Source organism: Vibrio sp. R11-SG3-ISO9 (assembly GCF_059834255.1).
The window spans coordinates 104,815-128,683 of sequence record NZ_JCBDGU010000056.1 but is presented as its reverse complement, the minus strand read 5'-3'; the positions used below and the strand labels follow the sequence as shown (position 1 = coordinate 128,683).

Annotated in this window: 20 protein-coding genes; 8 read left to right on the top strand and 12 right to left on the bottom strand. The window is 46.2% G+C overall.

The features are described from left to right. Nucleotides 1-3: 3 nt before the first annotated feature. The 5 genes from AC6R05_RS21575 to AC6R05_RS21555 all read right to left on the bottom strand — a co-directional run bounded on the left by AC6R05_RS21575 (nt 4) and on the right by AC6R05_RS21555 (nt 5,729). Complete coding sequence (locus tag AC6R05_RS21575) at nt 4-1,116, bottom strand: lipocalin-like domain-containing protein (protein ID WP_500648571.1); 1,113 nt, start codon at nt 1,114-1,116, stop codon at nt 4-6. Beyond that, nucleotides 1,116-3,614, bottom strand: a complete 2,499-nt coding sequence (locus AC6R05_RS21570) for an ABC transporter permease (protein WP_500648570.1) — start codon at nt 3,612-3,614, stop codon at nt 1,116-1,118. Before AC6R05_RS21570 ends, AC6R05_RS21575 begins: the two co-directional genes overlap by 1 nt. Beyond that, the gene (locus AC6R05_RS21565; RefSeq protein WP_500648569.1) at nt 3,601-4,320 is read right to left on the bottom strand and encodes an ABC transporter ATP-binding protein; all 720 of its coding nucleotides are present in this window, start codon (nt 4,318-4,320) and stop codon (nt 3,601-3,603) included. The genes AC6R05_RS21570 and AC6R05_RS21565 overlap by 14 nt, the downstream gene beginning before the upstream one ends. A gap of 215 nt (nt 4,321-4,535) precedes the next feature. Continuing rightward, nucleotides 4,536-5,156, bottom strand: coding sequence for a heme-binding beta-barrel domain-containing protein (locus AC6R05_RS21560; protein WP_500648568.1), 621 nt, complete (start codon nt 5,154-5,156; stop codon nt 4,536-4,538). Between the two features lie 189 nt (nt 5,157-5,345). Then, a complete protein-coding gene (locus AC6R05_RS21555; protein WP_084181841.1) occupies nt 5,346-5,729 on the bottom strand; it encodes a hypothetical protein in 384 nt (127 codons plus the stop codon). A 477-nt stretch (nt 5,730-6,206) separates the two neighbouring features. On the opposite strand from AC6R05_RS21555, the gene AC6R05_RS21550 reads away from it, so the two are divergent. Further along, nucleotides 6,207-7,592: a TldD/PmbA family protein gene (locus tag AC6R05_RS21550; protein ID WP_152469846.1), complete on the top strand. Its 1,386-nt coding sequence runs from the start codon at nt 6,207-6,209 to the stop codon at nt 7,590-7,592. Continuing rightward, nucleotides 7,592-8,935 (top strand): TldD/PmbA family protein, encoded by a 1,344-nt coding sequence (locus tag AC6R05_RS21545; RefSeq protein ID WP_500648567.1) that lies wholly within the window; start codon nt 7,592-7,594, stop codon nt 8,933-8,935. Before AC6R05_RS21550 ends, AC6R05_RS21545 begins: the two co-directional genes overlap by 1 nt. A gap of 127 nt (nt 8,936-9,062) precedes the next feature. Here AC6R05_RS21545 and AC6R05_RS21540 read toward each other — a convergent pair whose 3' ends face one another. Both AC6R05_RS21540 and AC6R05_RS21535 read right to left on the bottom strand, forming a co-directional pair. Next, on the bottom strand, nt 9,063-9,641 hold the full coding sequence (locus tag AC6R05_RS21540) for a hypothetical protein (RefSeq protein WP_500648566.1): 579 nt from the start codon (nt 9,639-9,641) through the stop codon (nt 9,063-9,065). Nucleotides 9,642-9,833: 192 nt separating this feature from the next. Continuing rightward, nucleotides 9,834-11,432, bottom strand: a complete 1,599-nt coding sequence (locus tag AC6R05_RS21535) for an isocitrate lyase (protein ID WP_285401649.1) — start codon at nt 11,430-11,432, stop codon at nt 9,834-9,836. Nucleotides 11,433-11,563: 131 nt separating this feature from the next. Between AC6R05_RS21535 and AC6R05_RS21530 the strand changes: the two genes are divergently transcribed. The 3 genes from AC6R05_RS21530 to AC6R05_RS21520 all read left to right on the top strand — a co-directional run bounded on the left by AC6R05_RS21530 (nt 11,564) and on the right by AC6R05_RS21520 (nt 15,736). Continuing rightward, nucleotides 11,564-12,517: a LysR family transcriptional regulator gene (locus AC6R05_RS21530; protein ID WP_032550470.1), complete on the top strand. Its 954-nt coding sequence runs from the start codon at nt 11,564-11,566 to the stop codon at nt 12,515-12,517. A gap of 116 nt (nt 12,518-12,633) precedes the next feature. Continuing rightward, a complete protein-coding gene (locus AC6R05_RS21525; RefSeq protein ID WP_500648565.1) occupies nt 12,634-14,820 on the top strand; it encodes a malate synthase G in 2,187 nt (728 codons plus the stop codon). Between the two features lie 343 nt (nt 14,821-15,163). Continuing rightward, nucleotides 15,164-15,736: an aldolase/citrate lyase/malate synthase family protein gene (locus tag AC6R05_RS21520; protein ID WP_032550467.1), complete on the top strand. Its 573-nt coding sequence runs from the start codon at nt 15,164-15,166 to the stop codon at nt 15,734-15,736. Between the two features lie 94 nt (nt 15,737-15,830). Here the strand turns inward: AC6R05_RS21520 and AC6R05_RS21515 are convergent, their stop codons facing one another. From AC6R05_RS21515 to AC6R05_RS21500, 4 genes are all read right to left on the bottom strand, one after another. Further along, the gene (locus tag AC6R05_RS21515; RefSeq protein ID WP_500648564.1) at nt 15,831-16,760 is read right to left on the bottom strand and encodes a M14 family metallopeptidase; all 930 of its coding nucleotides are present in this window, start codon (nt 16,758-16,760) and stop codon (nt 15,831-15,833) included. Between the two features lie 146 nt (nt 16,761-16,906). Further along, nucleotides 16,907-18,124, bottom strand: a complete 1,218-nt coding sequence (locus tag AC6R05_RS21510; protein WP_500648563.1) for a GGDEF domain-containing protein — start codon at nt 18,122-18,124, stop codon at nt 16,907-16,909. Between the two features lie 138 nt (nt 18,125-18,262). Then, a complete protein-coding gene (gene pyrC, locus AC6R05_RS21505) occupies nt 18,263-19,291 on the bottom strand; it encodes a dihydroorotase (protein ID WP_152469839.1) in 1,029 nt (342 codons plus the stop codon). 193 nt (nt 19,292-19,484) lie between these two features. Beyond that, nucleotides 19,485-19,643 carry a YqaE/Pmp3 family membrane protein gene (locus tag AC6R05_RS21500; protein ID WP_032550463.1) on the bottom strand — a complete coding sequence of 53 codons (159 nt, stop codon included), beginning with the start codon at nt 19,641-19,643 and terminating at the stop codon, nt 19,485-19,487. Nucleotides 19,644-19,869: 226 nt separating this feature from the next. Between AC6R05_RS21500 and AC6R05_RS21495 the strand changes: the two genes are divergently transcribed. Further along, nucleotides 19,870-21,711, top strand: a complete 1,842-nt coding sequence (locus AC6R05_RS21495) for an MOSC N-terminal beta barrel domain-containing protein (RefSeq protein WP_500648562.1) — start codon at nt 19,870-19,872, stop codon at nt 21,709-21,711. Between the two features lie 127 nt (nt 21,712-21,838). Here AC6R05_RS21495 and nadE read toward each other — a convergent pair whose 3' ends face one another. After that, on the bottom strand, nt 21,839-22,669 hold the full coding sequence (gene nadE, locus AC6R05_RS21490) for an NAD(+) synthase (protein ID WP_032550461.1): 831 nt from the start codon (nt 22,667-22,669) through the stop codon (nt 21,839-21,841). A gap of 107 nt (nt 22,670-22,776) precedes the next feature. On the opposite strand from nadE, the gene AC6R05_RS21485 reads away from it, so the two are divergent. Together AC6R05_RS21485 and AC6R05_RS21480 are read left to right on the top strand one after the other, a co-directional pair. Next, nucleotides 22,777-23,298 carry a nicotinate-nicotinamide nucleotide adenylyltransferase gene (locus AC6R05_RS21485; RefSeq protein WP_500648561.1) on the top strand — a complete coding sequence of 174 codons (522 nt, stop codon included), beginning with the start codon at nt 22,777-22,779 and terminating at the stop codon, nt 23,296-23,298. A 27-nt stretch (nt 23,299-23,325) separates the two neighbouring features. Beyond that, nucleotides 23,326-23,811, top strand: coding sequence for a hypothetical protein (locus AC6R05_RS21480; RefSeq protein WP_500648560.1), 486 nt, complete (start codon nt 23,326-23,328; stop codon nt 23,809-23,811). The last annotated feature ends 58 nt before the right edge of the window (nt 23,812-23,869 follow it).

Sequence of the window (23,869 nt, the reverse complement as noted above, 5' to 3'; positions counted from 1 at the left end):
CACTCAATACCCCGTCAGCTCCATATAGCCACTTCCAGAGTGAGAACCTTGGATGGTGACTGGGCCTTCCCAGTATGGGACTGACAGCGGCATTTTTGCGTTGGGGTTAAGTGCTGAAACGGTAAGCTCAATTTCGTGGTTTGGAATCGAAATTTTCCACTCCGTTGGGTAATCTCGGTTATCGATTTCTGTATGTTTCTGCACACGCATTGCAATCTCATCTTGCGTAATTGCTGTGCCTGAACCGTCTTTACGCATTAAGCGTGCATTAGAGTAACTTGCGCTTCCTGTTTCAGAGTCGCGCAGTTGGAATACCACTAGGCTAGTTTTATCATCAAGCCTTAACGCAAACCAATCCCACCCCTGTTGTGAATCAAGCAAGAACTGCGAGCTCCACTCTCTATCAATCCAGCCTTTGCCAGAAACTTGATGTGTATCGCCATCAATGAATACTTCTCCAGAAACATCAATAAACGGTTGGCTGTAGTAGTAAGAAGCCACCTGCCCATCGGCACTTTTTACACTGTAACCCTGCTTACCTTGCTTTTGATAGGGGGCATGGCTGGTGAGAGTAAGCGAGTAGCCAAACTGTTCGGAGTTAGCATTCAACGTGGCTGGGAAAAGCTCATCGGTTGACGATGTCCATTGCCAATCATCAAGATAAACACGAAATGGTGAAACATCGACACCAGCTAAAGCTGCGTGGTCACGAGACCATTTTTCATCTACGTAGTGCTTTTTCTGCGTTGTGACAGCACTGTGCGCCATGTAGATCTGGCTGCTTTGCCATTGTGTTTTCTTGGTTTCGTTTGAATTAGATGGTGGAGCGGCTGCGAAGCGAAATTGAGTCCACTGTACACCGAGTGATTGTCCATCTTCATCGGTTAAATTGGCGGTTAAATACCACCATTCATGGCGAAAGTCGGGATGAGCTTGGTGGTCTGCGGGGAAGTTGATTTCAACTCCTTCTGTAACCGGAGTGAACGGGTCATCTTGTGATTGGTCGCTTCCAGCACTTCCTAATAGTGTCCCCATGGTTTGAGGTTGCTGCTCTTCGCAACCAACCAGTGTTAGAGCGAGTAGAGTAAAAGTGGTGAGCCTGATGGGGTGAATCATTACAAAACCTCACTTTGCAAACTGGAGACGACAGGTTTGCTGACCAATCGCCACAGCGGTATCAAGGTTGCAATCACCGCGACCAATATGGTGATTGCCGCAATGCTGAGGGCATCGCTCCAATTCCATAGATAATTTAGGCTCCAACCAAAAGCGCGCAAGGTGACGATGTCTGTCAGCACATAACCCACTATAGCACCGAGGGGCAGGGCTATGACCAGAGTAAAACTGACCAAAGCGACAATCTGCCCGATCACCATCGCCATCAGCTTTTTACGATTCACACCAAGTGCATACAACCTTGCAATTGCGGCTTTGCGCGCATCGAGCAACATAAAACAGGCGGTGAACAGTCCAATTACAGCAACCATCAATGTGACGCCATTTAACGCTCGAGTAATGGCAAAGGTCTGCGAGAATATGTCTAAGGCAATGGATTTGATCTGCGCCTGATCGTAGAGCTGGCTTGGGTGCAGGTTTAGATCTTTACGTAACTGTTCATAAACCAGCTCTGGATTGCCAGACACTTTAATACCAAGGCTGGTGGGCAAGTTGGTAAAACCGCTTTCTCGCCAAAGTTGCGGCGCTAAGAGTACTTCGCCATTTGGGGACCCGTAATCATGGAAAACAGCGCCGACGATGAGTGCTTTGTTGGGAATCGCGTCGAGCTTAAATTCACTTGCAAGTGATAACCCAAGTTTCACTGCAGTTGGTTCGCTGATGGCGACGACTTCACCTTGGTAAAAACGCTGCCAGAAGTTCTCCATATGCAATTTGAACACCATGGTTTGCTCTAAGGTGTCTTTGTCTTTGGTACCAAGCAAAATCGGTAAGCCCTGTAGGTTATCGTCGACGTAGTATTGCTTGTAGACAGTCTCTACCTTGTCGAACTGCCCTAATACACGCTCTACATTAGCGATTTCCCCTTGCGCAGGGCTGACGTAAATATCGGCGTGTAGCCTTTGTTCTAGCCACTGTTTTAGGGTGGACTCGAAGCTACCCACTAAGGTGTTCATCCCCATATTGGCAGTAACGGCGAGTAGCAGTGCCATCATGGCGAGAGAAAGCGGAGAAATCAGCTCGCGCAGCTCAGCAAACAGATACTGCATTAACCCAGAATGCGTGCGTTGTTCGCACCAAACCGCTAATACCGTCAGTGTTTTGGGAAGGTATAGAGGAATGGCCACAACCAAGAGCCCCAACCATGCCATGGTGAAACGATGATGTTCGCTCAGCCAAAGCCCTGTTAATGCGATGATGGTGAGTAGCACGCCTGCAATAAATAGTTGGTTTTCATTAGATGAATCTGGCGCTTGGTAATATCCGCCATGGGAAGAGAGCGGTTGTTGCACTCGTTGTTTAAAGTGCTGCCAACACGCAAGCAGTGTCGCGGCCAAAGTGAGTAGTAGAGCTTGAACCCACCATTGCCACTGCCATGTTCCCGGCAGTAGCGTCGCGCCATAAAGTTGTTCGAGGGTAAGCGCAACCGTTGGGTGTAGCCAATGGCTGAGCTGCATACCCAGAATAAAGCCGATTGAAGCACCAATAGCCACTAAGATGGTGAGCTCGACCAATAAGGCTGAGAGGACTCGAGAGGGTGCTATTCCGGCTTGCTGAATTTGCACGAGCAGTCGGTTACGTTTGAGTAAGCTGTATTTTACACCGTTATAGGCGATGAACAGTCCGACTAGGAATGCGAGTAAACTCATTGCCGTTAGGTTGAGGTGAAAGCTGTCGGTAAGAGAGCCTAAATCGGTGCTTTGATTGTTGGTTATCCATTGCCCTTGGTCTCTAATGTATTTTTGCCAAAAGGCTTGAGTGTCATTGCCTAAATCGAAAACGGCGATGTAACTGAGTTGACCTTGTTTGTTGAGCAACCTCTGCGCAAATCCAATATCCATCAACATTCGGCTACCGAGCTGCCATTCATCGGGTAAAACCGCGACTTGCGTTTTAATGTCATCCAAAACCAGCGTGTCGAGCTCCCCGATATTTCGATATTGCGACTGGCTCATCATCACGATTGGCTCGCTCGCTAACAGTCCTGGAAGTGGGAGTAGGCTATCGAACAGAGAAACGTTGTAGTCATTGTTAGATGCGTATCGCGAACGTGATGTGATCGCAGTGATCAGTTCACTGCCTTGTATGGACCAGCGGCGACCTTGCTCGTCTCTCACTCTTCCTTCAATTACGGGAAGTGCAGCGCTCAATCCTTGCTGTCTGATAGTAAAGTAGAGCGATTCTGGTAAGTAGTTTTGCCCTGCTGGTGGAATAATTAGGTTCTGCGCTTGCGCACTCAGTTGTTCGGTTGATTCAGCATAGCTGCGCTTGGCGTTGAGGTTGATGGCTTGAACTGCAACAAACAGGGTTACGGCCAATACAATGCCAATCAAAATAGCGGCCGCTTGAAGGGGCGCTTGCCGATAGTGGGCAGCGAACAGATTCAGCGCAAGCTTGGTATGATTGAGTTTGAAAGCGTTAACTTTAGTGCGCTTCATAGGAGAAGTCGCTTTGGCATTGGGGACGCACTAGCTGATCGTTATGCAGTTCACTGTTTTCAAGGCGCAGGCGTGTCTGTATAAACTCGGCGCAGTCACTGCTGTGGGTGACCAACAGAACTGCAGTGTTTCCTTGGGTTGTGATTTCACTTAGTAGCTTCATCACTTCGATACCGGCTTTTTGATCGAGGTTGCCTGTTGGCTCATCGGCGAGCAGCAGTTTGGGTTGGTGTGCTAGGGCACGTGCGATCGCCACTCGTTGCTGTTGGCCGCCGGATAGCGCAGATACATGTCTTTCTAACAGTTGGCTGATGCCAAGTGTTTCGACCAAATAGTCACACCAGTCATTCCATTGTTGTTGATTCAAATGCAGTGGGAAGGCGATGTTCTGTTTAACATTCAGGGGCGTTAATAGGTTGAACTGCTGGAAGATCACGCCGAGTTTTTGATGGCGGAACTGGCTCCAGTGTGGGTCTTTCCAGAGGTTGGTGTTGTCGCCATCTAACCACAGCTCTCCAGAAGATAGCGGCTCAAACCCTGCAATCATATTCAGTAGAGTGCTTTTCCCACTTCCACTGGCTCCTGTTAACGCCACACTTGAACCTGTCTTTAGTGCAAAGTCGACACCTTCTAATACTTGATGGTTTTCTTTGCCATCGACAAAGCTTTTACTGGCACGTTTAAGTGCGACGAGTGGCCTTTCCATCACCTCTCCCTAGGGGCTTGTTTCAGCAGTAACGCTTATAAATTGAGTTACTTAAAATCTTAGCTCACAAATAAAGATAACGGCGCGATTTAGTTCGAATTATTAATAACTTGGTATTAATAGTGAGCTTAGAAGGGAATGAGAAAACGCCCAAAGCAGATGTGCATTGGGCGTTAGTTTTGTTCTGGAACTATTACTTCGAAGGCTTGATCTTGCTAGTCGACCTTAACCAAAGTGCTTGAGTCGGTGTGAGCGAACACATTGTCATAGATCTCTAAGCCCGTGGTTTGAGAGTAGGTGATTTGCTCATCCGAAATCACGATGTTCATGGTGAAGTCAGTGGTCTTTGCGTTGTCGGTCATGTATTCAGATTCTGCGATGCCGCGCTTCGAAGAAACCAGTGTCATGTTGTCACCTGCAGGCCCTTCAGCTGTAACACAGGTAGTTCTTGGTACGCAGAATGAGTTGTAGACGATCTGATTCTTCTGATCGTAAATGAAGTAACCACGCTGATCGTGGAACTTAGTGTCGTCCGCTTTTCTGAACACCTCTTGCTTGTAGTACAGCGCAACAAGGTACTGATCACTGGCATTGGTTGCATCCGCAGCGACTTCAAACGTCATCACTTCATAGAACGGGGTCACCGCTGGGCCACCAGCGCCAACTTCCGTGCCTTTCTGGCCGGGTGAAACATCTACGCCTGCAGCATCAATAGATTTCCATGTGCCGACAAGTTTCGCCAGTGGGCCAAAGTCCATACCATTGATGGTGGTGTGGTCTGCGAATACGGGTGTTGAGACTGCTGTAGCTATAGCGAGGGCTAGAATTTTTTTCATGACTGCTTCCTTATATTTTTATTATTAAACCTTTATAAAAGTAAGGTTTTGTCGCAGCCGATTTATTAACCCAGATCAGTATTGCTGACTGTTATTAGAGCAAGTTGTAACCTTATGTATCAGGCGGTTAGCTCTAGTGAATTAGTCATACCATTGAACTAAATTTGTAGTAAATACGCGAGGTTGAGTTTAAAAATCTTGTACTAGTGTGGGTGTCTTGGATCGAAAGAGTTTGGTGAACAGGGATTTGTATCGCCAGCCGAGTGACAATAGATGCTGCGCCAATCTTCTGTTTTCGATGATTGCGACTTCAATGCCTCGGTAGTGGTAAGGCGAGCGTTTTACATAGTCGATGAACTCAGTTAGCACACCTTGACTGCGGACAGAGGGGGAGAAGTTAACCGACACAATGCTGAAGCGCTGGCTTCCCACAGGGCAGCGCACGAAGCAATGACCAAACTCGGTGTGTATGGTTTCGGAAAACTCGGGAAATGGTCGAGACTGGCATGTCTCAGAAAGGGCATCGTATTCTGCGCAAAGTTGGTTAAGAAGGTGTTTGGCGTCATCATTCATACTGGCTACTCCGGGTTCGGTCTCGCTGTTTTTCTGATGATTATTCTACCGCTGATTACTGGCGTAAATGCGGTATAAAGCGCTACCTATTTTGTTCCGAGTTTTGGCCCTGTGCATCGAGAAAAAGTTATGAAAGAGATGAGGTTTACATGGCTTTGGGATTCACTGAGCCCTTGTTTCTCGTAGTGATGACGCTCTTTGGGAAGTCTTTTAAATACTGTGGAACTAAGGACGGTATCCCCCGTTAGCGGATCAAGTTATCGCTTACCTTTCAGGGTTTTTACACTCGGTGTAAAGAATTTAGCTTTTTAGTAACTTAATAAATTCGGCTTTGTTTAGAGCATATACTACAAATAATGTTAAAATTTAACGCATTGCCAACATGTCTTCAGTGCCGTAAACGATTGAATCGCATAATGAAGAGGCGCTGATGCGTAGGCTAGATTGGCTAGGAATATCAACGAGCAAGGAGATTTCATGCTTAATTCTGTAACGGCGAAAGCGGTGATCGATCACGCTCTCTTTTTAGGGGCTGATTTCGCAGAGCTATTCGTTGAACACCACCAAACCAGCAGCGTACAAATTGCGTCTGGTGAAGTGGACAAGGTTAACTCGGGCATCGATTTTGGTATCGGTATTCGCCTCTTCTTCGGTCACAAAGTCCTTTATGGCTACACCAACAGTACCGATGAGAATGAACTAAAACGCGTAACATCACTGCTTGCGGCAAAAGATAAACGTGAGCAAATTGCTTCTGCAGGTGCTCTGAATCTGAACCGTTACCCAGTGCAGCATGGCTGTCGTATGCCATTGAGCAAAGACGCGAACCTTGATTCAAAAATTGCGTTCTTACTGCAAGCGGACAAAGCGGCTCGTGCAGAAAGTGAGTACATCAGTCAGTTTATCGGCAGTGCGCTACAACGCGAGCAGCAAGTCTCTATCTTCAACTCGGAAGGCCTTCACGTTGACGATACTCGCCACTACATTCGTGTCTCGGGCAACACAGTTGCTCAAAAAGGTACTGAGCAGTCTTCTGGTATGGAAGGTCCGGGCGCACTTGCTGGTTGGGAGTTTAGCGAGCAGTTAGATGCCAAAGAACTTGGTCAAAGTATTGCCCAGCAAGCCCTAATTAAACTGGGTGCGGATGTTTGTCCATCTGGTGAAATGCCAGTGGTGATTGGTAATGGTTTTGGTGGGGTAATTTTCCATGAAGCGTGTGGCCACTTACTAGAGACAACTTCTGTTGCTAAGAAAGCATCTGTATTCCATGACCAAATGGGTGAAATGATCGCGCATACTGCTGTAAATGCAGTGGATGATGGCACCATGACGAATGAGTGGGGCTCCATTCACGTTGATGACGAAGGCATGCCGACACAGCGTACTCAGCTGATCAAAGACGGTAAGCTCACCAGCTTTATGGTCGACAAAATGGGTGGCATGAAAACCGGTTATGAGCCGACGGGATCTGGTCGTCGTCAAAACTACAAGTTCGCACCAACGTCTCGTATGCGTAATACCTTCATCGAAGAGGGTGAACATACTCTTGATGAGATGTTCGCAGGCATTGAACGCGGTATCTACGCGAAGAAGCTGGGCGGTGGCTCGGTGCAGCCGGGCACTGGTGAGTTTAACTTTGCGGTCCGCGAAGCTTACTTGATTGAGAATGGTAAAGTCACCAAGCCATTGAAGACAGCGACTTTGATTAGCACTGGTCCTAAAGTGCTGAAAGAGATCAGCATGGTTGGACAAGATATGGCGTTAGCACCGGGTATGTGTGGTTCGGTGAGTGGTTCGGTACCGACGACGGTTGGTCAACCTACCTTGAAGGTCGATAACATCCTAGTAGGAGGCGGTAACTAATGAGCCAAGAACAACAACTTCTTAATGCCGTTGAATACGTACTTGCCGAAGCGAAACGCCAAGGTGCGGAAGCAGACGTTATCGTTAACAGCAGCAATAGTTTCTCGCTTAAAGCGAACCAAGGCCAGCTTGATGAATATAAAGTGAGCTCAAGCCAAGTTCTGGGTGTGCGTGTGGTCAAAGATGCACGTGTCGCGACTAGTTACTCGGAATCCCTAGAGCAACCAAGCCTTGATCTACTGCTGACCAATGCGCTCCAGAGTGCTCGTTTTTCTAAGCAGGATGAACATCAAACGATTAGCTGTGTAAACAGCACCATTACTACGGATGTGGCTGAGATTGCTCAACAAGATACAACGTCGGTCGATGAAAAAATCGAGCTCTCTTTAGCACTTGAGCAAGGTGTAGTGAGTCAACCTCATGCGAAGAGCTCGCCTTACAATGGTTACAGCGAAGGTGAGTCTCAATTGATCATCGCGAACACTCAAGGTTCTCTGTGTAAGCATTTTGAGCGTTCATTTAACTGTTATGCCTACACGTTATTTGAGAAAGATGGCAAGCAGTCGATGGCGGGCAAAATGTCAGTGGGTCGTCGCTTTGATGAGCTCAAACCTACGTACTGCATTGAAGAAGGTTACAACCTAGCTCGTGATCTGCTTGATGGTGCGCCAGTTGCTACTGGGAACTACTCAGCTATTTTCCACATCAATGCGCTTAGCAGCTTGTTCGGCGCGTTCGGCAGTGCATTTTCTGGTGTGAGCGCTATGAAGGGCATTACGCCACTCGGCGACAAGCTAGGTCAAGGTATCGCGAGTGAACTGCTGTCGTTCACCGATAAAGCGTATATGCCAAACGGCATGGCGATCGCAGGCTTTGATAGCGAAGGCTTTGCGACTCAAGACAATGCGATTATTGTCGATGGTCAGTTAAATACGTTACTTCATAACAGCCAAACAGCGAGCTACCTAGGTGCAACATCGACGGCAAGTGCCGCACGTGGCGCTAAGTCGAGCCTAGATGTATCAGCAAACCATCGTGTGATTACAACAGGTCAAAGTAGCGTAGCAGAAGTGAAAGCGGGCGAGTACTTGGAGTTGGTAGAACTGCAAGGTGTCCACTCTGGAGCCGATGCTGTGAGCGGTGACTTCTCATTCGGTGCGAGTGGTTTCTTGTGCCGAGATGGTGAGCGAGTCCAACCTGTTCGTGGTATTACGGTTGCGGGCAACTTCTACAAGATGCTGGAAGAAATTGATGCTGTAGGTAATAGCCAACTCAGCAATGATAGCCGTACCTTCTTTGCTCCAGATGTGCGCTTCGCGCGTCTAAGCATTGGTGGTAAGTAACATCGGTGGCAAATAACGGTTTGATTGCTAGCTAGGTGATTTAGTTAAGCAAGCTAGCAACGCCAAAACGACAAAGAGGACTCAATGAGTCCTCTTTTTAATTCTATGCAGTTTAATGTGGTATCAATCAGTCAGCCATTTCAGGTTCAAGCACTTCGTTGATGCATGCGCGGCTGATGTCTTCGTTGATATACGCCATGCCGAGCTTATTTTGGTAGTCCATACGATCTGCGGAGCGAAGATCAATATCCGGTCCTTCAATACCACACTCTTGGTATACCTTAGCTAAGTGTGCCATGAAGTTCTCTCCGATACTCATCATTAATAGGCTCATTGCACCCACGTCCGGTCTTACTTTCGCTCGTTGTTTTTCTGATAAGTTAACCGCCAGTACGATAGGTTGCTCATCGCCTTCGAAACGTACGCTACGTTCACGTACCGTTTGTTGCGCCCAGTAGTATGCCAGCTCTTTACTTTGAGTCAGGAATACAGGCTCAGTCGATTCGGTGTAGTTATTGCCAATCGTGGCCATTGTTTTCTGCGCTGCTTCATTCAGTGCTTTGTCTCCAGAGCGTTTCAGCCCTTGACCTTTAATGGAAGCAAGCAAGGCTGAAGAGGTTCCGTGATACCAAATATCACCGGTTGCAAAGCCATCGTCAGTTAGCAGTTCTTTTGCATCTTGTAAGTAGGTAGGTACAGAAATCATAGGCACTCTCAACAACATGAATGGTATTAGTTTAGCCAGAAGAGCGAGAAGGGACAGTGGTTTATCACGCAAATCTGGCTTTTGAAAAAATCGCGTTTTGTTTATTTGATACCAAGCCTTCGGGGGATAAAAGCTTAGTAAGATGAGCTTCCCCTCTCACCAGGAGAAGAAGAGAGGAAGCTCGTTAAGCGATTAGTCAAATTGGTGTGAAGTATTCAACTCACCCGCAGCTTTCAGTGCGTTCTCACCAGCAAAGTACTCTTTGTGATCATCACCCATATCTGAACCAGACATGTTTTGGTGTTTAACACAAGCAATGCCTTGGCGAATCTCTTTACGTTGAACGTTTGCAACATAGCCCAGCATACCTTGGTCACCGAAGTACTCTTTCGCTAGGTTATCTGTAGATAGCGCAGCCGTGTGGTACGTTGGTAGCGTGATTAGGTGGTGGAAAATACCTGCTTCACGAGACGCATCTGCTTGGAAGGTACGGATCTTCTCATCAGCGCGCTTAGACAGCTCAGTTTCGTCGTATTCAGCACTCATTAGGCTAGCGCGGTCGTATGCAGAAACGTCTTCACCAGCTTCAACCATTGCATCGTATGCTTGTTGACGGAAGTTTAGTGTCCAGTTGAATGATGGTGAGTTGTTGTATACCAGTTTCGCATTAGGGTGTACTGCACGAACGCCATCCATCATCTCTTTGATTTGACCAATGTGTGGTTTCTCAGTCTCAATCCAAAGTAGGTCAGCACCTGCGTTGATTGCTTCAATACAGTCAAATACACAGCGGTCTTCACCAGTACCTTGACGGAATTGGTATAGGCCTGAAGGTAGACGCTTAGGACGAACAAGCTTGCCGTCACGGTTGAAGCAAACGTCGCCTTGCTTCATGTCAGCTACATCGATCTCTTCTACATCTAGGTAAGAGTTATAGATATCGCCTTGATCACCCGGCTCTTTCACTACAGCGATCTCTTTTGTTAGACCTGCACCTTGTGAGTCAGTACGCGCAACGATGATGCCGTTGTCGATGCCTAGCTCTAGGAAAGCGTAACGAAGTGCACGTAGTTTCGCGTGGAAGTCTGCGTGAGGTACCGTTACTTTACCGTCTTGGTGACCACACTGCTTCTCATCCGCTACTTGGTTTTCAATCTGTAGACAACAAGCACCCGCTTCAATCATCTGCTTAGCCATTAGGTAAGTCGCTTCTGCGTTACCGAAACCTGCATCGATATCCGCAATGATTGGTACAACGTGTGTTACGTGGTTGTCGATTTTGTCTTGAATAGAGTCTTGTAGATCAATATCACCTGCTTCACGTGCTGCGTCTAGTTCACGGAATAGACCACCTAGCTCACGAGCATCTGCTTGACGTAGAAATGTGTATAGCTCTTCAACTAGGCCAGCAACGGTTGTTTTTTCGTGCATTGATTGGTCTGGAAGTGGACCGAATTCTGAACGTAGTGCGGCAACCATCCAACCAGAAAGGTATAGGTAACGACGATCTGTTTTACCGCCAAAATGCTTTTTAATTGAAATCAGTTTTTGTTGACCGATAAAACCATGCCAGCAACCCAAAGATTGAGTGTATTGAGAGCTGTCTTTGTCATAAGCCTCCATATCTGCACGCATAATGTCTGCCGTGTATTGCGCAATGTCTAGACCGGTTTTGAATTTATTTTGAGCACGCATACGAGCAGCAGATTCAGGGTTGATAGCATCCCATGGAGCACCAGCAGCACGTTTTGCAACTTCGATCATTTCGATATCTTGTGTGATTTGCGACATAACTATTCCTTAGTTTCACGTGGGGTATGTTTGCCAAATTTGGCTTGGATTAAAACTTTGCTATGGACAAAGAATAATCACACATGTGATAATTTTGTTAATTTATAGTTATTATATTCGGTATTTTTTATATGAATATTGCTCGTATAGACCTTAATCTACTTGTGTATTTAGACATGTTATTGCGAGAGCGAAACGTGACTCGCGCAGCCAAACAATTGGGTATTACTCAGCCAGCCATGAGTAATGGACTTCGTCGATTACGCGACCTTTTAGAGGACCCATTATTGGTGAGAACCAGTGAAGGGATGATACCAACGGAGCGCGCTCAAAAGCTTCAGCCGTTGATTCGAAATATTTTGGCTAATGTAGAGAAGACATTGCAGCCAACCACCGAATTCCGGGCCGAGGACAGCGAACGCGTGTTCCGAATCATGGCGAGCGACTACGCAGAATCGACAATTATTCAGCCCTTATTAAGAAGACTTAGTGAGATCGCGCCGAAGATTCGTCTCGATATTATGACGCCCAGTGACGTGAGTTATCAGGACGTAGAACAGGGCACCGTTGATATTATTATCAACCGTTTTGACAACATCCCTCAGTCCTTCCATCAGATGAGCCTTTGGCACGACGGGTTCTCCTGTTTGTTCAGTTGCGACAACCCAATTGCCGATGACTTTAGCCTTTTGTCGTATTTAAAAGCTCAACATATTTGGGTAAGCAAGACGGGAATGGGTACTGGCGTCGGGATCAACCCAAGTGAAGCACAGAAATTGGGGTGGATAGATGAGGCACTAATGCGTATCGGTAAAACGAGAAACATCACGGTGTTTACGCGACATTATTTGTCGGCCATTCTTTTTGCCCAACAGAAGAATCTGATTCTGACGATTCCAACAAAGGCGGCTCAACTGCAAAGAGATAATCCTAATTTGCTGATCAAGCCTGCGCCATTTGCTATTGAACCTTTTGAGGTGAAGATGGCATGGAGTCCGTTATTGCAGAGTAATCCCGACCATCAATGGATGCGTCGTTTGATTAAAAGTGTCGCTAGTGAAATAGAGAGCGGCGTGACAGGATAGCCCCGATTTACGGGTATTTTTTTCATGAATATTCAATATAAATGGCATAAATTAGCTAAATTTTGGTCCGTTACGTAGTTTATTGAGTAGTCATCGGTTAATTTGAGAGAGATTTTATGAGCAGTCGTATTCAACAGGGAAGCTTGAACATTGATAGCACCCTCTACCAGTTAATTAATGAACAGGTCATTCCGGGAACAGGCATTAACGCCGAAGATTTTTGGCAATCTTTTGCTGATATCCTTAAAGACCTTGCCCCAAAGAACCGAGAATTATTGATTAAGCGTGATGACCTTCAGCATCAAATTGATGTGTGGCACCAAGAGCGTGCTGGTCAAACGCTGGATCCGGTTGAGTACAAGCATTTCCTACAACAGATTGGTTACCTTGTACCAGAAGGTGACGATTTCGAAGTCACCACAGCCAGCGTAGAACCAGAGATCGCAACTCAAGCAGGCCCGCAACTTGTAGTGCCTATCATGAATGCGCGTTTTGCACTTAATGCAGCAAACGCACGTTGGGGTAGCCTATACGATGCTCTTTACGGCACGGATGTGATCAGTGAAGAAGATGGCGCAGAGAAAGGGGGTAGTTTCAACCCGGTACGTGGTGCCAAGGTAGTTGCTTACGCTCGCGAGTTTCTAGACGAAGCTGCGCCATTAAACGGTGTTTCCCACAAAGACGTCACCAAATACAGCATTAGCAATGTCAGCAAAGGTAATACTCTTACCGCAACGCTAGAGAATGGTGAAGAAGTTACGCTTATTGAGCACAGCCAGTTCATCGGTTACCGAGGTGAGGCAAGTGCACCTTCTTGTATTCTTCTTAAACACAATAACCTTCATATCGAAATCCAAATTGACCCGAGTGCACCTATCGGCAGCGTCGATGCTGCTGGGGTTAAAGACGTTCTGGTTGAAGCAGCACTGACGACCATTATGGACTGTGAAGACTCTGTTGCTGCGGTAGATGGTGAAGATAAAGCGCTTGCTTACCGAAACTGGTTAGGTTTGATGAAAGGTGACTTACAAGAGTCGCTTGAGAAGAATGGTAAGACTATTGTTCGCAGCCTCAACCCAGATCGTCAGTACACAAGTGTTAGCGGCGGAGAGATCTCTCTGAAAGGCCGAAGCATGCTGTTTGTGCGTAATGTTGGGCACCTAATGACTAACCCAGCAATCATCGACGAAAACGGTAATGAAGTACCAGAAGGCATCATGGATGGCATGATTACTTCGCTTATCGCAATGCATGATTTGAAGGGTAACAGCCCATACCAAAACTCGACTGCCAATAGCATTAACATCGTAAAACCTAAGATGCATGGCCCTGAAGAGGTGGCGTTTACCAATGAGTTGTTTGGTCGAATTGAAGATGCCCTAGGTCTTGAGCGTTTCACGATTAAAGTGGGCATTATGGATGAGGAGCGCCGTACCTCGGTTAACTTGAAAGAGTGTATCCGCGCCGCGAAAGACCGTGTGGTATTCATCAATACCGGTTTCCTAGACCGCACAGGTGATGAGATTCATACCAGCATGGAAGCGGGCCCGTTTGCTCCAAAAGCACAGTTGAAAACCATGACTTGGATTGGCGCGTACGAAGATCAAAACGTCGATCTCGGTTTAGCGTGTGGCCTACAAGGCAAGGCGCAAATTGGTAAAGGCATGTGGCCAGAGCCAGACAACATGGCCAAGATGATGGAAGCTAAATTAGGTCATCCTAAAGCGGGTGCGAACACAGCATGGGTTCCATCACCGACTGCAGCAACACTGCATGCACTTCATTACCACCAAGTGAGCGTACCGAGTCGTCAAAAAGAACTCCGTGAGCGTGTAAGAGCGAATGTCGACGACATCCTAACGATTCCATTACTAGGTAACCAAAAGCTGACTGCTCAAGATATTCAGAGTGAACTTGATAACAACACCCAAGGTATTTTGGGTTACGTAGTTCGCTGGATTGACCAAGGTGTTGGTTGTTCTAAGGTGCCAGACATCAACGATGTTGGCTTGATGGAAGACCGTGCAACACTGCGTATCTCAAGTCAGCACATTGCAAACTGGATTCGTCACGGTATCTGTGATGAGGCGCAAGTGATGGCCACAATGAAGCGCATGGCTGCAGTGGTTGATGAGCAAAACGCAGGTGATCCAAATTACCGCAACATGGCGGATGATTTTGAAAACAGCATTGCGTTCTCAGCTGCTTGTCAGTTGGTCTTTGAAGGCTGTGCTCAGCCGAGTGGTTACACTGAACCTGTCCTTCATGCAATGCGCTTGAAGTTAAAGGAATCGACCAGATAACAGAAATCTAATAAAACGAATTTCACAAAAAAGTGAAACTGTAAAATCCCTGTTATTTACCAAGCCCAAGGTGCCGCACTCATTAGTGCGGCTTTTTTTGTTTTTGATTTCAGTGATATAGGGAGATTTTTGAATCAGTTTTTGGGCCTCTGATTAGTATGAACTCGCGCTGTAAAATTGACAAAATCTGTAAAATTAACACTGTGAAGTTTTTGTTGTGAAATTGTTTCTAAAATCGATGTAGTCTTTAGTTACTGCAAAACACAACGCAATAATCAATTAAAAACGGGTCGATTAAGCTTTTTGATCTAGATGGAATTTAAAGCCGTACGAGGGAAAGACTATGAACATGCTTACATTGGATAAAACAGAACTTCACAGAAACCATTCTACCTTTATCGCTGAAGCTGTCTTTGCTGTCGAAATGGTTAAAGCGGATAAACAGATGGAAAAGCAACGCATGGCGAAGCAGCTGCTAGATACGCTTTTCCCTTTAGAAAGCGGTTCGCATGAAGATGCAGTTAGCTATGAGATCGATTACCGTCACGTGCAAGTTTACTTTAAGAATGGTGAACACACGGGTCTGAAAAGAGCGAAGCACTTTGTGGCTTACGCAGGCGACAAGTCTAAGCCTTCAGCAATCCTGTTCCGTGACGAAAGCGGCACACACGTAGAGGTTACCATTGGTGCTCGTGCCGGCACTGGTCGTCTAGAACTTGTAAATATCGAAGATATTCAGCTAGAGACATGTACCACATTTGGTCAAACGGAAGAGAGCTACTCTTCAGGCATCAGACACTGGGTTAGTTTGGTACAAGGTGATGAGAAAGGCCGACCAACTGCGTGCAGTGAAGACAAAGAGTACACAGCAAAAAACGGCGATGATTACAGCCTAGGTTTTAGTTTCGCACTGTAAGGTGACTTTAGCGATAAGGGATAATCCTGAATAGCAGATACAAAAAAAGAGCGACAGCATCTGATGCGAGTCGCTCTTTTATTTATAGGGTACGTTAAACGCTTAGCTCATGCTTAATCACATACTCCAAGCCACCCACAATTGCCGCAACTTGAGCATCATTACACACTTCGTCAGTTACTTTGTCACTATCTGGGTAAACCTCGGTTGTTGTACCGTACTTGCAGTTGGTTACGCCGCCACATAGACCAAGCTCTTTCATTGGGTAGTTGATCACGCCGTATTGAGTCACCTCTGAACCGATGATCTTACCGTCGGCATCCGCAGGCGCGATGTGTGTAACTTTCTCTACAGAAGCGATAACTGCTGCTTGGAAGTCAGGCTGCGGGTTTTCTGTGTCACCTACTGTGTAGAAGCCATCTGGAATCATACCTTCGATGTATTCAAGGCCATCGCGCGCAGCTAGAGCAGGGCGGAACTCGGTCTCATCAGAGTCTGTGGTTTCATGAAGATCAATGTGCATCAGTACTTCTTGTGGAAGTGAAGCAACGAGTGCACGTAAGTTCGCTGACTCTTCTGCAGGCGTATTGTCGTAGAAAGAGCGGTTTGGATCGACAGCGTTTGGATTCCAACGGTTGATCACTTCGTAACCCCAAGGGCTCACACAAGGCGCTACAACGATGTTGAAGTATTGGCTGTAGTGTTCAGCTTGTGTATCTGCAAACTTCAGCGCGCCATGAACACCGCTGGTTTCGTAGCCATGAACACCACCAGTCACGAGTACCGTTGGCTTGTTCTCATCCCAAGCTTTCGTTTTGATGGCGAATAGAGGGAAGCGAGCTTCGTCATAGCTCAGTGCGCCGTATTGCTCTACATCGAAACGTTCAGTCAGTACTTTGATCTTTGGCACAACTTCTTGTTGATATTCACGCTTGATCGTTTGGCTTTCACGCCAAGCTGTGCGCTCAACGTCTGTCCACTTTTTGCCAGGTTCACCGATAGGGTAGGAGTAGCTGTCTTTCATTATTCTTTCTCTGTGTAATCCATTGCAAGCAGAGAGAATAGTCAGCTGTTAACTGGATAGCAACTGTTATTGGAATCAGTGATATGAGGTAGCGAAGTCATTAATGATGCATTTAACTCACGTATTTTAATCGATGTACTTAAGTATTAATGAGATGAAGTACCGAGCAAGTAAGCCTCGTCTACCATTGAAGAGGAGTTGTGGTTTTGGTCAAAGCATCCAACGGCATTTCGACCATGTTCTTTGGCGTAATAGAGCGCAATATCCGCTTGCTTAACGGTACGAGCGAGACTATTTTCCTTTTGGTGAAGGCTTACCCCAAAACTAGCAGTAATAGGTTTTGGTTGCTTGAGCCAAAACCTTTGGCGCTCAATCAGCAATCTGAGTTTTTCAGCGACTTGACAAGCGCCGTCAAAGTTGGTTTCAGGGAGCACGATCAAAAACTCTTCTCCGCCGTAGCGAAAAGCAAGATCATGGCCTCTTAATTCGTTGAGCAGTAATCGCCCTATACCATTTAACACTCTGTCACCTGTTTGATGACCGTATCGATCATTGATTTCCTTGAAATGATCAATATCCAGAATAATGAAAGAGATGGAGTTGTTAAAACGAGTGTTGCGTATGATCTCGCGAGGAATCAGCTCAGTCATTGCACCGCGGTTGTAGACTTGGATAAGACTGTCTTTGAGTGATGAGCTATAGAGAGACTGCATGAGCCGAGTGTTAAGAATCCAGCTATAAGTAAACCCGAGAGTACTAATCAAAAGCGCAGTGATAATGATGGCAAATTGATGAATGCTACCTGCGTACAAGAAATCGCCTATGTTGCGTTCGTTAAGCGTAAACCAGATTCGGTACATCATGAACACTGAATGGAGGATTAAGACAACGAGCAAAAGTTTGAGCGCAGGACTAGGGTCTTTGGCTGTACCAACATTAATGACTTTGATGCTCGCTAGGCTACAGAGCGTAATGTACAGGCTCATTACAATCACGCGAGCGTTTGTTGAGGGGGCAATAAAGGTGAAGTAGATAAGAGCGGCAATGGTTATCAGTAGCGCTAACCCGCTACTCACAGCATAGTGTTTTGGTGATTGTCTGAGTTGGCATAAGCTCAATACAATTAAGCAAAATCCGCCAGCAATAGTCGCGTTGGAAAGGATCTTGGAAACCCATAAGTTGATGTCGTTTCCGAAGCTGAGCAGCGAAAAGCCGATCATAAATAACAAGATGGCATAGAAAAGCGTGCGCACACCTGTGGTTTGAGGCTGACTGTGTTGTTTGATCAACAACCCGACACAATAGGTGCCCGATAAAAAGACCATGATTAAACAGAGTGTGCGGATATCTAAGCCTAAATTCATGCAAACCATTTAATAAGTGTGGTTACTATTTATATAAGATTAGATACGATTAATGGATTCGCAAGTGACTTTGTTCACAAACAAAAAAGCCCCACACAGATAGTGCAGGGCGTATTATTTTTGCGACAAATTAAGAACTTATTTAACTGTCCAACCGATTGTCTCACCGCCACGGATTGGCACAACAATGTCTGAACCGAATGGCATTGTTTCTGCTACGTTCCACTCTTCCTTGGTAAGAGTCACAGTGTCGGTGTTGCGAGGTACACCGTAGAAGTCAGGGCCGTTGTGGCTTGCAAAAGCTTCTAGGTTCTCAAGTTTACCCTCTTGCTCAAACACTTCAGCGTAAAGTTCTACTGCAGCATGCGCCGTGTATGAACCAGCACAGCCACATGCCGACTCTTTCGCGCCTTTTGCATGAGGTGCAGAGTCTGTACCTAGGAAAAACTTCTTGCTACCACTTGTTGCTGCTTCAATTAGCGCTTGCTGGTGGGTGTTACGCTTAAGAATCGGTAGGCAGTAGAAATGTGGCTTGATGCCGCCAACCAACATGTGGTTACGGTTGTACAGTAGGTGGTGTGCTGTGATGGTTGCTGCAACGTTCTCGTTAGCGTTTTTAACGAATGTCGCTGCATCAGCCGTTGTGATGTGCTCTAGAACAATCTTAAGGTTAGGGAAGTCGTTAACGATAGGTGCTAGAACGGTATCTAGGAACTCTTTCTCACGGTCGAAGATATCAACGTCGTGAGTGGTTACTTCACCATGAACTAATAGCAACATGCCTACTTCTTGCATTGCTTCTAGTACGTGGTAGATGTTCTTTGCAGACGTCACACCAGAATCAGAGTTCGTTGTTGCACCCGCCGGGTAAAGTTTCGCTGCTACCACTGCACCAGACGCTTTCGCTTTGCGGATCTCGTCAGGAGTTGTGTTGTCTGTTAGGTAAAGTGCCATCAGTGGCTCGAACTGATCACTTGGCTTTTCTGCCATGATGCGCTCGCGGTAAGCCAGCGCCATTTCTGTATCAGTTACAGGTGGGACAGTGTTTGGCATGATTAACGCTCGACCATTGTAACGGCTGATATCGCGAACTGTATCTTTCAGTACTTCGCCATCGCGTAGATGAACGTGCCAGTCGTCAGGACGAGTAATCGTAAGTTGTGTCATTGAAAGCTCCCACCAATTGAAATGTTATGTAGTTGGAGCCTAAACAGTGCGAAATCTGTGAAAGCAATCGCTTACGTTTAGGCGACAGGATGATAGTGGAAAAGCCGTTTTATTTCATCCTATTTTTACTACTTCATCGGTAGAAGCTTCGATCTGTACAAGCAAAGGGTTGATTTGTATTAAATGTGCTCGATTATCGAGTCGCCACCCATAAGCCGTGAATCATTCCCGGAACCCAGAAGAAGATCGTGAGTACAATGTTGATCAATAGGTCTTTGCCTGCGCCACGAGCGACGAACACACCAAGTGGTGGAAGAAGAACACATAAGATGATGACGAGAAGCTTATTCATGATAATTCCTTTTTATTCAATGACGTTTCAAAAGTCTCACCTTGCAGCTTGATAAAAAATACGCAACCACAAGGCTCCTGATTTTTATAACACGACTAATGGTTAAAAGTATATTTTGCTCACTTCTCAATATAATAGCTGAGTATCAAGTGTTTAGTGCGAGCGAGTTCCTAAAACTAGGTGCATTTGTTAGCATTGTAAAAAATCTAATAACACTGGAGTCGTTATGTCAAAGTCCTCGGAAGCTCAAAGTCCTTATCTCTCTCAGGTGAATGTTTATCCTGTTAAATCAGTTGGCGGGATCTCGCTATCAAGTGCATGGGTAGAAAAACAAGGTCTGAGTTTTGACCGACGCTTTATGTTGGCGTTAGCGGATGGCTCAATGGTAACGGCTCGTAAGTATCCGCAAATGGTAAAAGTGTCTTCTAGCTTGCAACCGGATGGCTTGATTTTCACATGTGAAGGTAAGCCTGCGCTGCGCGTGAAATACAGCGAGTTCAAGATGCAGGAAACACCAGCCACGGTTTGGAAAGACAACTTCACCGCATACACCACCAATGATGCCGCAGATGATTGGTTCAGTGATGTGCTCGGACAACGTGTCGAGTTACTGTTTACGGGTGAGCAGTCTAATCGCGTGCGTGAGAAGCTCGGACATAATGTGAGTTTCGCTGATGGTTACCCACTTCTTATTATTAGTGAAGCATCGCTAGCGGAACTTAATCGCCGCAGCCCAGAGCTGCATACCATGGATCAATTTCGTACCAACCTAGTGGTCTCGAACACCGAAGCGTTTGGTGAAGATGGTTGGAAGCGCATTCGAATCGGTGAAGTCGAGTTTGAAGCGGTGAAACCGTGTCAGCGCTGTATTTTAACCACAGTTGATGTAGACAAAGGTGAGTTCCGCCCTTCAAAAGAGCCACTGAATACCTTCTCTCAATTTCGCGCTGATAAGACTGGTAGTGTTTTCTTTGGTCAGAACCTTGTAGCGAAAAACGAAGGTGTGATTAAGGAAGGCGATAAGATTGAAGTGCTAGAGACCAAACCTAAAGAGCAGTATGAAGATACGTGGGTTGAGTCATTGCACCTTACGTGTGTTGAGCGTGAAGAGATCGCGCGTGATTTCACAACGTTTTGGTTAGAGCCAGCCAAAGGTGACAACGTCCTACCTAGCTACCAGCCAGGTCAGCACCTACCGATTGAGATGACCATCGATGGCGAAAAGATTTCTCGTCGTTATACACTGTCTTCAAGCCCATCACGCGCAGGTCGCCTTGCGATCTCGGTAAAGCGTGTCGATGATGGCCGAATCTCAAACTGGCTTAATGACCATTTCCAAGTGGGTGATACGTTAGTGGCACAAAACCCAGATGGCGCTTTCTATCTGGAAGATAATCCAAATCACCCGCTATTGCTGCTTTCTGCAGGCAGCGGTGTAACGCCTATGCTTTCTATGCTGCGTTACCTTGCCGACCACGACCAAGTAGAAGACGTGGTGTTCTATCATCAGTGCAGCAGCGAGCTAGATATCCCTTATCAACAAGAGATTCAAGAAATTGCTGATAAGCACCCAGGTCTAAAGGTGATCTACTCACTTAGTCAGCCAGCTAAAGATTGGCAAGGTTTGTCAGGGCGTTTGAGCGTTTCTCATATAGCGAAGATCGATGACCTGCATCGACGCCAAGCATTTGTTTGTGGCCCAGATGGCTTTATGGACAATGCTAAAAAGATGCTGATTCAAATGGGTTTAAATCCACAGCATTATCATCAAGAAGCGTTTGGTGTTAACCAAGCAACGGAAGAAGTGGTGAAAACTCTGCAGTTAAGCGTTAATGGTTATCTGTTTGAGGGCAACAACCAAGGTACTTTGCTTGACCAAGCGGAAGCTGCGGGTGTTTCAATTGCGTCTAGCTGCCGAGCTGGATTTTGTGGGGCGTGTAAGGTGACTCTAGAGTCTGGGCAAGTGCATCAACCTGATGTTCCTGCGCTGCAAGATCATGAGCGTAATATGGGGCAAGTACTAGCGTGTTGCTGTGTACCACAAACCGATATCGAAGTGGTCGACTAATCGCCAAAGGTCAACAGATTCTGGTGATAAAACATAATGAAAAGGCCGACGGTGTTCACCGTCGGCCTTTTGCTTAGCGAGTCTTGAGCTAGGTAGGCACGCAGATTACTGCGCAACCAACTTGAGCTTAGTCGTAGATCGTTGGGATCGGTTGACGTTTGTGCTGCGTCGCTTGGTAAATGCTTACTAGACGATCAGAGACCTCTTTAGACACCTCTTTGCCTTCTAGGAAGTCATCGATCTGGTCGTAAGTTAGGTTTAGTGCATCTTCGTCTGCTTTCTGAGGATCTAGCTCTTCAAGGTCAGCTGTAGGTACTTTTTTCACTAGAAGCTCTGGTGCACCTAACGTTGCTGCCAGCTCACGAACTTGACGTTTGCTTAGACCAAACAGTGGTGCAAGGTCACATGCGCCGTCACCGTGCTTTGTGTAGAAACCTGTGATGTTTTCTGCCGAGTGGTCAGTACCGATAACTAAGCCACCAACGTAACCTGCGATTTCGTATTGAGCGATCATGCGAGCACGAGCTTTTACGTTACCTTTTACGAAATCAATCTTAGCTGAATCAGTAGGAAGAAGACCTGTGCCTTCAAGCGCAACATGAGACGCGGCGTGCAGGCCATCAACGCCCGCTTTAATGTTTACTGATACAGATTGAGATGGTTGGATGAAAGAGAGAGCAAGCTGCGCTTCATCTTCGTCTTTTTGCTCACCGTAAGGCAGGCGAACGGCGATAAACTGGTAATCGTTGCTGTTGCTTGATTCGTTAAGACTGTCTACTGCTAGCTGAGCGAGTCGGCCACATGTTGTTGAGTCGACGCCACCGCTGATACCCAGTACAAGAGACTTACATCCTGATTGTTGTAATTTGGTTTTGATGAACTCTACACGACGATCTACTTCAAATTGAGCGTCAATTGATGGTAGAACGCGCATTTCATCACGAATTAACTGTTCCATTCGTATTCCTTTCCTGCAAGCAAATTGAAATCTAGTGTTATCATACCGAAATCAAGAGAGATAAAAACCTCTTTACACAGTGAGATAAAAGAAGGCAGCGACAAGCGATGGAAAAAATAGCGGTTTTTGGTAGTGCATTTAACCCACCAAGTTTAGGGCATAAAAGTGTCATTGAGTCTTTGGTGCACTTCGACCGAATTTTACTTGTTCCGAGCATTGCTCACGCGTGGGGTAAAACCATGTTGGATTATGATATTCGATGTCAGCTTGTTGAGGTATTTATCAATGACTTGGCTATTGAGCAAGTTGAACTATCTTTAGTAGAGCAAAGTTTGTACACCCCAGGTGAGAGCGTCACAACGTACGCAGTATTAAAAAAGCTTCAAGAATCTCATCCAACGGCCGATATAACTTTTGTCATCGGGCCGGATAACTTCTTTAAGTTCTCGTCTTTTTATAAGTCTGACGAGATCACTGAGCGCTGGTCTGTGATGGCTTGCCCAGAAAAAGTAAAAGTGCGTAGCACCGATATTCGTAATGCGATTATAAATGGTGATGACTTTGCAAATTTGAGTACAAAGTCAGTTACAAAAATCTTGCAAGACGGTGGGCTGTATAAGACAATGTAGTCCTTAATTCTTAGAGGTCAGAGCACTATGCTAAAAAGAGCACTTTTAACGACCAGCTTCGTCGTTACCTTCAGCTTGCATGCGCATGCTGAGTGTGATCTATTCAGCCTAGACTCAATTATGTTTGATTCGGATGAGCAGACGACATGCCTCAATTTTTCAGACAGCCTTGAATCTTTCAGTCAAAGAATGCTGAGCCTGAGTGGGTTTAATGATGAACCTGAAGCCTCTTCAAACGACTACTGGTCTGATTGGGTACTACAAACCAAAGATTCACCAATCATTACTCAAAGCATTAGCTCGAACTATGTTGGCTTGGGGATGTGGTTTCCTGAAGATCTGGAAGATAAAAAGTACGACATGACCACAGAAGAGTGGATCCTAAACCATGGTTTGCAGCTCAGCATTGGGTTTGGTGAGAAATCAGTGGGTGAACCTCGTATGCGATTCGATTATCGCTGGCACGATGCTAGAGAAGCCGACATGATGATGCAGATTGAGTTTCCGTTCTAAAAGAACTCATTTCCGGAAAAATAGGCTCTAGAAAAACACACCGAATTAAAAAAGCCGC